Source organism: Paracoccus sp. Ld10 (assembly GCF_045064235.1).
GTDB lineage: Bacteria > Pseudomonadota > Alphaproteobacteria > Rhodobacterales > Rhodobacteraceae > Paracoccus.
Window position 1 is genome coordinate 1 of sequence record NZ_JBISHD010000013.1, and the last position, 12,946, is coordinate 12,946.

Annotated in this window: 13 protein-coding genes and 1 tRNA gene; 6 read left to right on the forward strand and 8 right to left on the reverse strand. The window is 63.1% G+C overall.

Going from position 1 to position 12,946, the window contains the following annotated elements:
• The first annotated feature begins 49 nt into the window (after positions 1 to 49).
• A tRNA-Met gene (locus tag ACJJVR_RS04515) sits at positions 50 to 126 on the forward strand.
• Here ACJJVR_RS04515 and ACJJVR_RS04520 read toward each other — a convergent pair.
• The 3 genes from ACJJVR_RS04520 to ACJJVR_RS04530 all read right to left on the reverse strand — a co-directional run bounded on the left by ACJJVR_RS04520 (position 83) and on the right by ACJJVR_RS04530 (position 3,887).
• Positions 83 to 1,813 (reverse strand): recombinase family protein, encoded by a 1,731-nt coding sequence (locus ACJJVR_RS04520; protein ID WP_405402667.1) that lies wholly within the window; start codon positions 1,811 to 1,813, stop codon positions 83 to 85. The two genes, ACJJVR_RS04515 and ACJJVR_RS04520, sit on opposite strands and share 44 nt — an antisense overlap.
• Before the next feature lie 730 nt (positions 1,814 to 2,543).
• Positions 2,544 to 3,530 (reverse strand): thermonuclease family protein, encoded by a 987-nt coding sequence (locus ACJJVR_RS04525; protein ID WP_405402595.1) that lies wholly within the window; start codon positions 3,528 to 3,530, stop codon positions 2,544 to 2,546.
• Positions 3,531 to 3,557: 27 nt separating this feature from the next.
• Positions 3,558 to 3,887: a hypothetical protein gene (locus tag ACJJVR_RS04530; RefSeq protein ID WP_405402598.1), complete on the reverse strand. Its 330-nt coding sequence runs from the start codon at positions 3,885 to 3,887 to the stop codon at positions 3,558 to 3,560.
• 413 nt (positions 3,888 to 4,300) lie between these two features.
• On the opposite strand from ACJJVR_RS04530, the gene ACJJVR_RS04535 reads away from it, so the two are divergent.
• From ACJJVR_RS04535 to ACJJVR_RS04545, 3 genes are read left to right on the forward strand one after another with little or no spacing between them, the layout of a single operon-like run.
• Complete coding sequence (locus tag ACJJVR_RS04535) at positions 4,301 to 4,687, forward strand: plasmid mobilization protein (RefSeq protein ID WP_405402599.1); 387 nt, start codon at positions 4,301 to 4,303, stop codon at positions 4,685 to 4,687.
• Positions 4,687 to 6,831: an LPD7 domain-containing protein gene (locus tag ACJJVR_RS04540; protein ID WP_405402600.1), complete on the forward strand. Its 2,145-nt coding sequence runs from the start codon at positions 4,687 to 4,689 to the stop codon at positions 6,829 to 6,831. Before ACJJVR_RS04535 ends, ACJJVR_RS04540 begins: the two co-directional genes overlap by 1 nt.
• Positions 6,828 to 6,992, forward strand: coding sequence for a hypothetical protein (locus ACJJVR_RS04545; RefSeq protein WP_405402601.1), 165 nt, complete (start codon positions 6,828 to 6,830; stop codon positions 6,990 to 6,992). Before ACJJVR_RS04540 ends, ACJJVR_RS04545 begins: the two co-directional genes overlap by 4 nt.
• A gap of 463 nt (positions 6,993 to 7,455) precedes the next feature.
• Here the strand turns inward: ACJJVR_RS04545 and ACJJVR_RS04550 are convergent, their stop codons facing one another.
• The 4 genes from ACJJVR_RS04550 to ACJJVR_RS04565 form a co-directional block, all read right to left on the reverse strand.
• On the reverse strand, positions 7,456 to 8,625 hold the full coding sequence (locus tag ACJJVR_RS04550; RefSeq protein ID WP_405402602.1) for an AAA family ATPase: 1,170 nt from the start codon (positions 8,623 to 8,625) through the stop codon (positions 7,456 to 7,458).
• A gap of 659 nt (positions 8,626 to 9,284) precedes the next feature.
• The gene (locus ACJJVR_RS04555) at positions 9,285 to 9,512 is read right to left on the reverse strand and encodes a hypothetical protein (protein ID WP_405402603.1); all 228 of its coding nucleotides are present in this window, start codon (positions 9,510 to 9,512) and stop codon (positions 9,285 to 9,287) included.
• Between the two features lie 56 nt (positions 9,513 to 9,568).
• Positions 9,569 to 10,714: a hypothetical protein gene (locus ACJJVR_RS04560; RefSeq protein ID WP_405402604.1), complete on the reverse strand. Its 1,146-nt coding sequence runs from the start codon at positions 10,712 to 10,714 to the stop codon at positions 9,569 to 9,571.
• Between the two features lie 410 nt (positions 10,715 to 11,124).
• On the reverse strand, positions 11,125 to 11,736 hold the full coding sequence (locus ACJJVR_RS04565; protein ID WP_405402606.1) for a hypothetical protein: 612 nt from the start codon (positions 11,734 to 11,736) through the stop codon (positions 11,125 to 11,127).
• A gap of 59 nt (positions 11,737 to 11,795) precedes the next feature.
• Here ACJJVR_RS04565 and ACJJVR_RS04570 point away from each other — a divergent pair, with 59 nt between their 5' ends.
• Positions 11,796 to 12,029: a hypothetical protein gene (locus tag ACJJVR_RS04570; protein WP_405402608.1), complete on the forward strand. Its 234-nt coding sequence runs from the start codon at positions 11,796 to 11,798 to the stop codon at positions 12,027 to 12,029.
• Between the two features lie 31 nt (positions 12,030 to 12,060).
• On the opposite strand, the gene ACJJVR_RS04575 is transcribed toward ACJJVR_RS04570, so the two are convergent.
• The gene (locus ACJJVR_RS04575; RefSeq protein WP_405402609.1) at positions 12,061 to 12,339 is read right to left on the reverse strand and encodes a helix-turn-helix transcriptional regulator; all 279 of its coding nucleotides are present in this window, start codon (positions 12,337 to 12,339) and stop codon (positions 12,061 to 12,063) included.
• Positions 12,340 to 12,423: 84 nt separating this feature from the next.
• Here ACJJVR_RS04575 and ACJJVR_RS04580 point away from each other — a divergent pair, with 84 nt between their 5' ends.
• Positions 12,424 to 12,909, forward strand: a complete 486-nt coding sequence (locus ACJJVR_RS04580; RefSeq protein ID WP_405402670.1) for a hypothetical protein — start codon at positions 12,424 to 12,426, stop codon at positions 12,907 to 12,909.
• Positions 12,910 to 12,946: the final 37 nt, after the last annotated feature.

The following is a 12,946-nucleotide window of genomic DNA, read 5'->3' on the forward strand; positions in this document are numbered from 1 at the left end:
GCATATATCTCTCTGAAACGATGAAAAAAACCGATCAGGACAACAATGGCGCGGGGTAGAGCAGCCCGGTAGCTCGTCAGGCTCATAACCTGAAGGTCATAGGTTCAAATCCTATCCCCGCAACCAATACTAATTCGCCACCATCATCATCACCGCCCGAACCCGCAATCGCGGGTCTTTGGCGTTTGGGCATACGGTTATGGCCAGAGCTGGCGACCGCAACCGGACGGCCCGTCGCCAGGCGCAGCAGTCCTGCCAGCGCTCCGTGCAGGTGGACGGACAGCGCCGGTTTACCGTCGGCATCCTGAACCGGCACCAGCTCGATCTTCTCCACCAGCGCCCGAAGAGCCTCCTTCGCCTCTTCTTGGTCCTCGGCATCACCAAGACCCCGGATCAGCTGGCGCACCCGCGTTCGGTAGGTTTGCGACATGCTTGGGTGAAACCGCAGCGGCTCCGGGGCAGGGGCCGTGGAGAGCTGCGCCTCCAGCTCGGTCTTGCGCCGGAAGGCCGCATCCAGTCGGTCCTTGACCTGCTCGGGGGGCACACCGGCAATGATGGCCTCTACCAAGGTCTTGTGCTCGACCACGGCCTTGCGCAGGTCCTTTTCAAGCTGCCCGCGGTTCGCCTCCTTCGAGCCTTCGAGGCGATTGCGCTCGGCAACATAGGCCTCGCAGAAGACTCGCACCGCCTCTTCGTCCATCAGGTGATGTTCCAGCGCCTCCAGCACGCGGCCCTCCAGGTCGGCCCGCTGGATGATCGTCATGTTTGTGCAGATCGCCGCGCCCTTCTTGCGCGCAGCCGAGCAGCCGAAGCTGTCCTGATTCACCTTCGAAAAACAGGACCCGCAGGCTCCGCAGGCCATCAGGCTCGAGAACAGGAACTTCGGGCGACGCCGGTCCCAGATCGGGACGTCGGTGGATTTGACCTTCTGCGCCCCCTGGCGATCGCGGACGGCCTGCCAGAGCGCGTCGTTGGTTATCTGCAGTGCGAGCGCCTCGGTGATGACCCACTTCGTTTCCGGGTTCAGCCGCGAGATGCGCTTGCCGGTGGCGGGGTCTTTCAAGTAGCGCAGCCGGTTCCAGATCTGCCGCCCGATATAAAGCTCGTTGTTCAGGATGCCGGTGCCCCGGTCACGGTTGCCATGGATCGTTGAAGAGCCCCACGGACCGCCCGATGGGCTCGGGACCTTCTCGATGTTCAGGGCCTCGGCAATCTTGCCCGGCGAGACGCCCTTCGCGTAGTCGCGAAAGATCTGGCGCACGACATTGGCCTCGATCTCGTTGATTGTCCGATCCCCGCGGATCCGTTCGCCTTGGGCGTCGAACTGCTGCACCACGTCATAGCCATAGGTGAGACCTCCTGCGGACTTGCCCGCCAGCGCCCGGCCCTTGAGCCCCCGATGGGTCTTCTTGGCCAGCTCCTTGAGAAACATCGCCGACATCAACCCGCCAAGCCCCACCTGCAACTCGCTGATCTGGCCCTCGGAGATCGTCTCGATCATTACCCCCTGAAACTGGAACTGCTGATAGAGCGCCGCGATATCGGCCTGATTGCGGCTGAGGCGGTCCAGTGCTTCGGAGATGATGACGTCAAAGCCACCGCCCTGGGCGTCGCGCATCAGCTTCTGGACGCCCGAACGCATCAGGCTAGCTCCCGATATCGCCCGATCGGAGTAGATCTCGACCACTTCCAGCCCCTGTCGCGCCGCATAGTCCCGGCACGTGCGGATCTGGTCTTCGATCGAGGCATCGCGCTGCAGGTCGGTCGAAAAGCGGGCGTAAATCACCGCGCGCAGGGCAGGGGCTGGGGGCATCGCTTACCTCATCTCTTCGTTGACTTTAACTCGGCCCGGTGGTCGGCCCGAGCCGCCGCATGTGCCACGCGCTGCAGCAGATCGATCAGGCGGGGGTCCAGTCGAGGTGGGGACGCACCCTGCCTCAGATCAAGCTTGGGAATACAGTGCTCTCGGACGAGGCTGGAAGGGGGCGGGAGTTCGAACGGCGCCTCACGCGCACGATCATTGGCACAATGGCCGCTCTGCGCGACGCGGGAACGCAGGGGATATTTGAGAGGGGCCATGATGAGAATCACCGTTAGGACGACATGGCCCCACCACCTATCCGAAATAATCTGATAAGAAACAGTAACTTCGGCCTCGAATTATCGCTTTAATGCGAGGCCGATACGGAAGTTCGAACAATTGTCTCGACCTACCCTCAGACGGGTTGTGGGAGTGCGGTTCTCAGATCCGGTCCCGCGAGGGCCGATCGAAATCACGTTTTCGTGTCAGACTCAACCGGTGGAGTCGGCGGATGATCCGACAGCACATTCCGACAGCACATTCGTAGTGCTGCCTCAGAATCAGTCTCGTGGCGGGCAATGGGCAACGTCTGGCACCGATGAGAATGGATCCTCTACGCCAAGCCAGCCGCACCGGTGGAAGAATACAAGGATTGAGCTGCCGCAGACCGGCGCGGCGCTATCGATGTTAACTCGCCCGGCTGACCAAATGCCTTTGTTCGATGAAAGGTTGCCGTTCGGGTTCAGGATCCCGGCTGTTCGTCGCCCTCTGTCTGCGCGCAGAACCATTCCGCGTAGGGCGTGTTCCGCGCCATCTTCCGGTTCATGTCCGGCGCGCCGTCGCTCCACCAGACCGGGCCGCGTTCGCCCAGCGCCTGTTTTGCGCGATCGACGGCGCGATGGGCAGCATCCTCTGCCGTGCCATCGTGAGCCGAACGCGCGGCCTTCACCGCCCGTCGGGCATCCATCAGTTCACGGGTGAGGCGCTTCTGCTCTGCCTCTGGCAGGTCCGGGTCGGTGGCGCGCCACAACCGTCCGCGGACGACGATATAGCGGCCATCGGGCGTGTGCAGGGTCACAGATTGTTCCGTCCGGGATTTTGCGTCGACATTGGTGCCATCAGTGTGCCCGAGGGTCTTTGTGTCAATGTCGGGCGTTGAATGGTCTTGAATATCACCGACGCGGCACGACAGGGGAGACCGTCCAATTACAATCTGAGCCTGGCAAGTATGTCGCCATGACACACAGGTCTTTGGCAAAGTCACCGTCAGAGAATGCAGGTGGTGGGTGGGGCCGATCCACCGATCGCGCTGCGGTATGAGAGCTGGTGAGACCAACCGACGTCCCTTTCGCCAGTCCGCCGGGGTGACAAACCGGCCCGACCAGATGCCAGCGTGGCTTGCACGGGCGATTGCCTCGTCGGCGGCATAGGCCCGCCCACCATCTTCAAAATAGGCCACGGCATATCCCTGCCGCACCATCCGAGCGTTCAGGTTGCGACCTCCGGCATCGCAGATAGCGACCATCAGCCCGTATCGATCGGTTGCCCGTTTCTTGCATGTGACCGCGGATATGCCGATCAGCCGCTCAAGGGCTCTGGTAGCCTCGACGCCGCACTCCCAGATCCTCGACCGACGCCGGCAGGTCTGCCCACTTTCCAGAGCGTCGATGCCGTGCAGACGGATCCGCTTGCCGTCCACGTCGATTACGCGGGCACCGCCCCCCAGCATCTGCGCGATCGGCTGATCCAGGACAAACTAACTGACAACTTCTAGGAACAATCGAAAAAATGCGGGATTGTCGTCACCGAATGCTAAGAGCGCCCCGACCGTCAGGATTGCCGCCAGCCATACCTTCGGTCCGGCGCGGTGCGTGGATTTTTTCTTTCGTGGGTCTAGTAGCTCATTGGGGGTCAATACCGAATGAATCAGCATGTGCGGACCGGATGCGTAGATTACGATCTCGTCGGCTTTCAGGCTATCCTTGAGAATTTCGACGCTCTGGTTTGCGCTTTCCAGCCATTCGCCGCGATTTTCGTCTGGAATTCTTGCAATTGGTAAAAGCTTATCCAACGTGCTTTTCGCCATCCGGTTCCCCGCTGGAGTGTGAAGTGCAATTTCGCGGCCAGTATATGGCCTGCAATAGCAACAATATATGGCCTGCAATAGCAACAAGGTTTCTCAAGCGTACTTCCGCTGTGTATAAAGTTCAATGTCAGCTTTTCATTTGTGGCCGAAGCCTGTGGGCTCCTGCAGCGAGCGACAGCTGTCCGCCCTTCACGACGATAGGGGTGCCCGCTTGGCCTCGGACAGAGTGATTGTCCTCTTCAAGCTGATGGAGCAGCGCCGTCAGACGGTCTTCCGCCATTGCTTCCTCTCTTCACCCAATTTCAGCACGTCTTAGCCGTTGCAATGGCGTGCCGAAGGTCGCCGGGGCTGAAAGTTTTTCCTAGGTTTTTACATTCAGATAACGATGCTGGAGGCGGAACAGGAGCTTTCCCATGCCGAGACCCACTTCGACCCGGAAGACTGGCCGCAGGACCGAAGCGGCCACCAAAACCTTTGAGTTCAGACTAACGTTCGAGGAAAAGGCGGATTTGGAGCGTAAGGCGAAAGCCGTGGGCCTCAGCAGCAGTGCTTTTCTTCGTGGCCTCATCAATGACGCCGACATAACACCCGGGGTTGATCGCGCTGCGAACCGTGCCTTGGCTCTCGAGCTGTCTCGGATCGGAACCAACCTCAACCAGTTGACCCGGCATGCCAACCGGTTTCGGGGCGCTGCAGATACTGAGAAGTTGCTTACTGGAATCGCCGGCATTCAACGCGAACTGGAGGACCTCTCGAAGGCCAGTTTCGATCCGCTGCCATATCTACGGACACTCGTCTGATGCTCGTCAAATTCCTGCCCCATACCGGCGCACGGAACCTGAAGGCCGGGATCACGAAGCCGGACACCGATGCCAGAGGCGCGGTCAGGTATCTGCTCGCCGATATCGTTCTGAAGCCGGTTGATCATACAGGAGAGAGAAAGCCGGTCCGGCGTGCCCGCCCGCCCGTCCGGCTGTCGGGTGACGAGAAGCGTCTGCGTCAGCTTTGCGCTAACCTCACCTTCAAACATCGCTATGCGTCGGGCGTGATCGCCTTTGCGAAGGGCGACATCGCGATCGACGCTTTTGAGGAGGGGGATCTTGCGGTCCGTGGCGTATGCGATGACATCATGCAGGACTTCGAAGACACGGCCTTCGCAGGAATTCCGCAGGACTATCGACCCGAGGTGCTTTGGGTTGCTCATACCGACAAGGGCAGGCTGGAACTCAACTTCCTTTTTGCGCGGGCGGTCTCGGATGGGGCAGGGCGGGTCAAGGCTATTAATCCCAAGCCGCCCGGATCGAACGGCAATGACCTCTGGTCGGCGTTTCGCGACAGCTGGAATGCGCGGCAGGGATGGGACGATCCCCTCGACCAATCCCATCATCGGGATCTGAAGCTGCCGGACAACGTGCTGGCGAACCCACGTCGCAATATCGAAGGCGGACGCGAATACGAGGATGCCGAGAGTATTTCGTTCGACATTGGCTCTGCCGTTGATTACGGTCTCGTTGCCTGTCGCGATGACGCCATCGCATGGCTGCAGGGTCAGGACTATCGGATCAACCGGATTGGCAAGGACTATATTTCGGTCTGCCCGTCTCTGCGCCGCACGTCCTCCCAGATGGGACCCTTCACCTATGGCAAGCCCATCCGTCTGCGTGGCGATCTGTTCGATATCCGCTTCACCTCCCTCGAGTGGCTAACGGAGTGCGGCTATAAGGATGGCGGTCTGCCGCCCGCGCGGCGGGACATGAGCGGAGCCGAGGCTCAGCTTGCCCGGCTTCGGACGGCGCGGGCGCGGCATCACCAGATCCGTCTGGGCTGGCCCGACGACGACGTAATGGACCCTGCGGCTGAGATCACGGACGACACCGTGATATCGGACGGAGCGTCGACCGAGGCAGAGATGGACGGACTGGTTTGTGCCTGGCGGAAACCGGCGCGGCCGCCATCACCACCACTGGCGCCAAAGGCGTTGATCGCACCGCCTGATGACCTGTCGGGAGGGCCATTTGAATCCGCATCTTCGCACGCTGACGAAAAGGTTGCCGACGATCCGCAGGAGGCAATGCGCACCCGGATTCGACGGTTAATCTGGCAGGACCTTTATCATCGGGGCGTCATTTCCGACGAGCTTGCCGGAAAGCTGCGCTATGTCGATGGTCGTACGCGGACCGTCTGGCTTCAGGATGGCTCGTCCATTCGGGACACGGGCGCCCGCCTGACCGTCCGCGAGCGAACCCATGATACGCTACGGCTGATGTTCGCGCAGGCCACGGCCAAGGGCTGGTCGCGCATCTCGGTCCGGGGCGACGAGGAGTTTCTGCGCGAGGCCGCCCGCTATGCCGTCGCGCAGGGCATCGAGATCGCCGGGCGCAACGATGCCATGGACGCCGTCGTGCAGGACGAGGTCGGCAAGCTTGTCCAACCTGACCGCGCCGCCCCGGGGTATGGCGAGGCCTTTCCGTCGATACCGGGGGAACCCGACCCACAGGAGGCTGGCGATGATCGCGTGGCGCCCGAGGACCTGTTCGACAGCACCGAGACGCGGGCATGGGACGGGATCTATGGTCCGGACACGCTTCCCGCCGATCTCCGCCCGAAGCTCAGCCGGGTAGATGCGACACGGCGCAGGTTCCAGCTGGCGGATGGCAGCACGGTCCTTGACCATGAATTCAGGATCGAGATTTGCGCGGCCACCGAGGATACCGTCCGCCTAGTCATCGCCCAGGCCCGTGCCAAGGGCTGGTCCGGCCTCAACGTCCGTGGCGACGAGACCTTCCTGCGCGCTGCCACCCGTGTTGCGATCAAGGAGGGCTTTCCGCTTGAGGGGCGCGACGCGGAAATGGCTGATATCATCGCCGATGAGACTGCCATCGTCTGGGATCAGGTGGCCGAGCCAACGCCGGATGACGACGATCTGTCGATGGGTCCGTCATGATCGATCGTCATGCCGATGCCACGATGGAAGAGGGCTGGCTGGCCAAGGCTGGCCGGACAAGACTGGCAGGAACGCCCCGCTGGTATCAGACCGACCAGGCAATTCCGGCCTGGCTGCCCACGGTCACGAGCCCTGGTAATTCGAAGGTGCGGGTCGGCTGAATGAAGCATCTGGCCCGGACGGGTCGGACCACGCGGTCGAGCGGGTCATCGGGTTCAAGAATGCGTTCCGTCGAGATGGTCAGGATCAAATATGGGGATCTCGGTTTTTTGGAGGGGCGCGGGGCCGTGGGAATGCGATACTCAGCGGAGCAAGGTTCCTCAATGTAGGGACAAACTGCGTTTTTCCCCACATTGAACCTTGCGAGGGAAATTCTTTCCCTTCGAACCCATTAAGAAAAGACGCCCGTCAAAGCCGGGAAACGGATGTGCCGACGGAGCGGCCAATGGCCCTGCCGGCGGCTCGGACCTATGTGGGCTGCCCTCACCGGGGGGAACTCCGACGGGGTCTGAAGTGGGCCTGGCGGCGGCTTCGCTCCGACGTGCGGATAACGCTGGCCGGCGCCGTGTTGGGCGTGGCATCGTCAATTCCTAAGTCTTGGCGCCACCGCCCAATGCCCTTTCCTCACATCAGCTGGGGCGCCGTCCCGGCCGCTTCCAGCCGCGCGACCATTCTCTCCAACTGCCGGAGCGAGGTGCGGCGACCGGTCTTCCGGCGCTGCCGGAGGGTCTCGCCCACCAAGGCCTCCAGCACCTGACGCAGGTCGGGATCCTTAGTCCGCTCGCCGATCATCCGGCTGGCGGCGACCTCCAGATCAGCGGGCGTGGGGTCGGGCAGGCGGATGACCTGGCAGCGGTCGATGAGCGGGGCGGGGACGCGATCGAGGCTGTTGGTGGTCATGATCCAGCTGACCCGGCGCAGATCGAAGGGGAGCTGATAGTAGGGGCAGGTCCAGGCGCGGGCGGTGCTGGGCTCGATCATGCTCTTGATGACCTCGCCCATGCCCGGCAGGCTGCCCCGGGTCGTCAGAGCGGTCTCGGGGACCTTGTCCAGCTCGTCGATGATCACCAGCGGGTTGACCACATGGCTGCCGAGGATCGAGCGGACGACGCGGCCCGGTGCGGCATTGCCGTAGCCCCGCTCCACCCCGGCCAGGGCGAAGGTCGCGCCATTGGCGCTGCCGATGTCGATATCGATCATCGGCACATCGAAGGCCTTGGCCAGACTGCGGGCCCATCGGGACTTGCCGATGCCCGGGCCGCCCAGCAGGATCATCGGCGGCGTCCGGAACGGGGCCGGGCCACGGGCGGTGGCCCGCGTCATGACCTCCATCACCGCCGCCGCCGCAGGGGCCATCCAAGGGGCCTCGGCATGCAGCGCCGCGATCCGCTCGTGCATCCGATGCTGGGTGACGATGCCCAGGGCCTCGCCCTTGCTGATGGCTGCTTCGATCAGCGGGCGGTCAGTGGGGCGCAGATGGCCGAGCTGGCGTTCGAGCGCGCTGTGCCTGTGGTGATGGAAGAGCGCCGCGCGCATCTGCGGGCTGGTCGGGTCCATATCATCCGCCATGTCCGTGACCACGTCATCACCCATGTCGAGGCAGGCATCGAGTTCGCGCAGCATGCCAATGTCGTCGGCGCTTAGCGAAAAGGACATGTCACTCTCCTCGGTCCGGGCCGAGGCGCGGATGCGCAGCAGCTCCCGATGCCGCGTGAGGCGCCGGGTGACTGCGTTGACCGACAGGCCGGGGGAGGTGATGACGGAGGAGGCGAAGATGCGGGTGGGGTTGGTCATGGCGCGGACTCCTTGGATTCGGGCCGGTGGGCCGGTCCGGAACGAGGGTAGGGGAGGGTGATGAGGTCGGAAGGGACCGGCGGGCAGATCGCGTTCCCAGGGGTGAGCGGATGTTGAACAGGGAGAGACGAGGGGTTTTAGCGGGTCCGAGCGGCGGCCCATCTATCCTGTCTGGCCGTATGCAAATATATATTTGAATACGACAGGGATCAGGTCTGAAATGGGGTGATGAAGGAAAGGGGCGCTGGGGTGAGGCTCCTGAGATGAGGGCAAGGTGACCGCCAGAATTAGGATTGAAGAGCGGATGGATTGGATCTGCTGTCGCCATAGTTCGAGATTATATAATTGATAATCAGTGACATATATGAGGCGCGTCTCGCCCGCGGTCCGGCTTGCGATCTCGCATTGTGGAATGGGCGTATTCAAATATGCCTTTGCGCAAATATGCAAATATACTAGGCGTTCGGTTAAAACGGGGGCTTCTGCGACCTTGTTTTGGCGACGGTGCCGGAGGTGGTTTGGATCACCTCCAGATCCTTATCGGAAGCATATTTGCATACGCCCCTGGTTTTGGCGCGGCGTCCGTATTCAAATATGCAAATGAATACAGATGCAAATATGCCTTTGAATATTTGCATACAGGTCGAAAGACTGGTCGATCAGCCGGGCCCGGTCCCCTCAATCCGGCGCAGGGCGCTTTGCAGGGTGGTGAGCCGGTCGACGCCGATCAGGCCGGCCCGGGCGATGGCGCCGCCGTCGCGGCTGCTCATACCCTCGCCGGCCAGGAAGATGAGCCAGAGCAGCTCGGCAAGAACCGCCGCCTCGTCCAGCGCGGTGGCGATGTCGGGCAGGGCGGTGGTGCTGTCATCAGGGAGCGGGTGCGCCATGACGGGCCTCCTGTGATGTGGGGTGGTTCGGGGTTGGCGGCATTGGCGCGGGTGGGTCAGGCTGCGCCATGCCGTGAGCCGTCCCTGTCGGGGCGTGTGCGGCGGGCCGTTGGACGACGGTCGTCGGCCATGTCGTCTTTGTCCTCCCCTGGTTGTTGGCCCATCGTGTCATTCGGGCCGGCGGCACTGCTGCCCAACCGACCCGCGTCTGCGCCGACCTCGATCTTGTCCATCTCGGCCTCGATCACCGCGCGCAGGGCGGGGCGATAGATCTCGCGGGTGACCTTGATTACCCCCGCGAACTCGTCCGCCGGGACCACCGCCCCGGGATGGGCACGGGTCAGGCGCCTATGGGCGGCGGTCTCGGCGGCGCAGGCGGCGTGGCCGGTCGGCATGGGCAGGATGCGGAGCACCTCGACCTCTGCACCGGGCGGCAGGCCCAGCTGATGGCGATGCCGCTTGTCGGGGTGGGCGCTGTAGCCGAGCTTAAGATAGTGGCGGGCCGCTTGACCGGCGCCAGCGGGCAGGCGGATGTCGAAGAGGTAAATGAAGCTGGGTCTGGAGGACCAGCTTTGCCCGCAGCCGGCACAGTCGCACTGACCCCACGCCATGTTGACCGGGGCGATGCTTTGCACATGGCCGCACCGGTGCCGGTATAGGCGATAGTATCCGGACCGCCCGGTGTCGTTGCCGACGCGCTGCCAGCCAAGGCGGCGGGCCTCGACCTCCTCGCGCCGGATCAGGCAGATCTCGCAGCGCAGGCCGGTGGTGCCACGGGCGGCGCGCTCTACAATTTCGAACTGGCGGCGGAGCGTGTGGCCGCAGTCGGCGCGGAAGAAGCCGTAGGCGGGGCGATCTGCATCTTGGCCGAGGAAGTTGACGCCCGCCGCATTGGCCGTGGCCTGCCGGCGGGCCGTCAGGCAGTGCGGACAGATCGGGCAGCTGCTGGTCACCACGTAGAGCTTGGAGACCATGTTGCCGCCACAGGTCTGGCAACGCAGGCGAAGGTGATAGCGGTCAAGGACCCGCGCCACGATGTCGAAGCCTTTGGCCCGGGCGGCGGCCTGCCAGTGCGGGCGGATCGGACCGGCGAAGACCGGCAGGACACCGAGGTTGTCTGGCACGGTCGAGATCGGAGGCGTGGCAAGGCACGGGTTGGGCTGCCTGGCTGAGGACGTGGCGAGCGGGTGAGGTTTGGGCATAGCATATCCTTCCCTTGGACAGGGTGAACTGGGCAGGGTGTGGTTTGGGGCGCCTGTTGCTTGTACATTCCGGGTTGGGCGATGGTGCTAAAGGCTGACCTCGGCCGGAGGCAGATCTGCGACTGAACGGCCGCCGAGGGGAGCCGATGGCAGCCGACGAAGATGTCTGCCGATTTGGGCAGCAGGCCCCCGGGAGCCGTTGCCTTCACTGAAAGGCGCGCCTGACCCGACGACCTCAACACCGCATGGTCGGCGGGCGTCGGCCAGCCGGAGACGGCGTCCGCCGGTCGTCGCCACCGTCCGGGGACGGCGCACCCGACGGGTCGGTCGACCCCGGGGTGGGTCCCCCAAATCGGCGACGGTTGAAGGATGCAGGCTGCTGACGGCGTCCAGGTCCGGCGCCGTCCGGATCAGAGCGGCATCGACGCCTCGTCGAGGACAACGTCGACGGCGTTGTCGGACTCGCGCAAGTCGATGTCCTCGGGGACCTCGAAGACGTCCTCCGGATCGTTCGGTTCGATCCCGACCTCGGTGCAGCTGCCGTCGATCGTATCGGCATAGTCCGGCAGGGCGCGCAGGGCGATCAGCTGTTGCTCTGCGGTCTGGAGCCACAGGTTCACGCGGCCGGCGAGGAGATGATCGTCATGACAGCGCAGCAGCGGCCCATGGTCCACCGCGAGAACCTCCAGCTGCAACGCCTCGAGGGCATTGCCACTCACGACCAGTGCCCGAATGACAGACGCCATGTCGCGCATGGGTTTGTCTTCGACGCGCTGAACGGGCAGGGCGGTAATTTGGTCCAGGGCGGTGAGCAGCGTCTCGCGGACGGCCTCGGCGTCGCGCAACCAGGCATCGCAGGCGATGTCCCAACTGCCGGAATGGATAAGATCGCGTTCCGCCTCGATATGATCCGCAAGCGCGCGCGACATCGACGCGAAGGCCAGCGAGACCGGGCTGTGGGTGAAGGCGGGCAGGGCGGCTTCCGCCGTGACGGTGAAGCTGGTATTGGCGTGAGCAGTCATGGTCATCTCCTACGGATGGCTGCGATTAGGGCATGGACTTGGGGTTGCAGCCCCTTGCCATGCCTGATTATATAGCGCCATTAAACCATAAATCAAGTGAGATCGACGTTATGGCCGAAAATAAGCGTGGGCGACCATCTGTCGATACGAGCGCGATCAATGTTCGGCTGCCTAACGACATTATCCTGCTCATCGACGATCGTCGGAGGGACGAGCCGGACCTGCCCACCCGCCCGGAGATGATCCGCCGCGCGCTGGTGCAATGGCTCGAAATGACGAAGGCCGGAAAGTAGCCTGCGGAAGGCCGACGACCGGGCCCTGATCTCAGGCGCGATCGCCTGCGGCGGGATCAGCCTTCATCGACTCCTCAACGTTCTCCATCATTTCTGCCAGCGTCAGCCCCACCGCTTGCGCCACTGCCAGCATCACCGTGATGGTAGGCTGATAGCTGCCGGCCTCGAGTGCCGCGACATAGCGCAGGCTCACCCCTGCCTTTTCCGCCAGCCGGGTCTGTGACAGCCCCGCGTGCAACCGCTTGCGCTTCAGCGTCTCGGCATATGCCCGGACGATCGGCGCCGGGGATGCATCTTTTTCTTTTGGCACCACCAATTTTTTGCCCTTGAAGTATGTGAAGCATACTGCATATCATGATGCAGCATACATCATCATTTACCTTGGGAGGCGCCCATGTCGCAAGACACGACCGGCCAGCGATGGCGGGTGGCCAAGTTCTTTCGCGCCACCATCAAGGATGTCGTCATCGGAGCGGTGGGAGTGGCTATCCTCGCCCTGCCGCTCTTCTCCCTCGACATCGTTGTCAACGACTTTAACGGGCTCTTCGGGCGCGAGACCCCGCTGCCGCATTGGGTCGCGCTGCCGGTGATCCTGGCCTGGGCCGTGGCCGCCGGGATCTATATCGCCGCCTGCAACGTCGGCATCCTGCCCCGGCTGGGGATCGGCATCATGCTGATCGCCACCGGCATCGCCGCCGTGTTCGCCAAGATCATGGCCGCCTTCGCCCTCGGCGCGGCGCTCTTCGTGCTTCCGGCGCTGATGATCACCATGGCCTCCGGCGGCTTTTTGATCGTCGCCGGTGCGGCGCTGTGGCTGGTGCTCTTCCTCTTCGGTCCGATGCTGGTCGCCGCTCTGCTGGGTGCCGAGCTGTCCTTCTGACCCCCGCCTGATCTCTTCATCTTCATCACCCGAACCT

What these genes read in the sequence shown, in the direction of transcription:
- ACJJVR_RS04565 (WP_405402606.1), bottom strand. Translation starts at nt 11,736, where the DNA reads ATGACTGCTCACGCCAATACCAGCTTCACCGTCACGGCGGAAGCCGCC.
- ACJJVR_RS04560 (WP_405402604.1), bottom strand. Translation starts at nt 10,714, where the DNA reads ATGCCCAAACCTCACCCGCTCGCCACGTCCTCAGCCAGGCAGCCCAAC.
- ACJJVR_RS04525 (WP_405402595.1), bottom strand. Translation starts at nt 3,530, where the DNA reads ATGCTGGGGGGCGGTGCCCGCGTAATCGACGTGGACGGCAAGCGGATC.
- ACJJVR_RS04540 (WP_405402600.1), top strand. Translation starts at nt 4,687, where the DNA reads ATGCTCGTCAAATTCCTGCCCCATACCGGCGCACGGAACCTGAAGGCC.
- ACJJVR_RS04520 (WP_405402667.1), bottom strand. Translation starts at nt 1,813, where the DNA reads ATGCCCCCAGCCCCTGCCCTGCGCGCGGTGATTTACGCCCGCTTTTCG.
- ACJJVR_RS04530 (WP_405402598.1), bottom strand. Translation starts at nt 3,887, where the DNA reads ATGGCGAAAAGCACGTTGGATAAGCTTTTACCAATTGCAAGAATTCCA.
- ACJJVR_RS04545 (WP_405402601.1), top strand. Translation starts at nt 6,828, where the DNA reads ATGATCGATCGTCATGCCGATGCCACGATGGAAGAGGGCTGGCTGGCC.
- ACJJVR_RS04570 (WP_405402608.1), top strand. Translation starts at nt 11,796, where the DNA reads ATGCCTGATTATATAGCGCCATTAAACCATAAATCAAGTGAGATCGAC.
- ACJJVR_RS04550 (WP_405402602.1), bottom strand. Translation starts at nt 8,625, where the DNA reads ATGACCAACCCCACCCGCATCTTCGCCTCCTCCGTCATCACCTCCCCC.
- ACJJVR_RS04580 (WP_405402670.1), top strand. Translation starts at nt 12,424, where the DNA reads ATGTCGCAAGACACGACCGGCCAGCGATGGCGGGTGGCCAAGTTCTTT.
- ACJJVR_RS04535 (WP_405402599.1), top strand. Translation starts at nt 4,301, where the DNA reads ATGCCGAGACCCACTTCGACCCGGAAGACTGGCCGCAGGACCGAAGCG.
- ACJJVR_RS04555 (WP_405402603.1), bottom strand. Translation starts at nt 9,512, where the DNA reads ATGGCGCACCCGCTCCCTGATGACAGCACCACCGCCCTGCCCGACATC.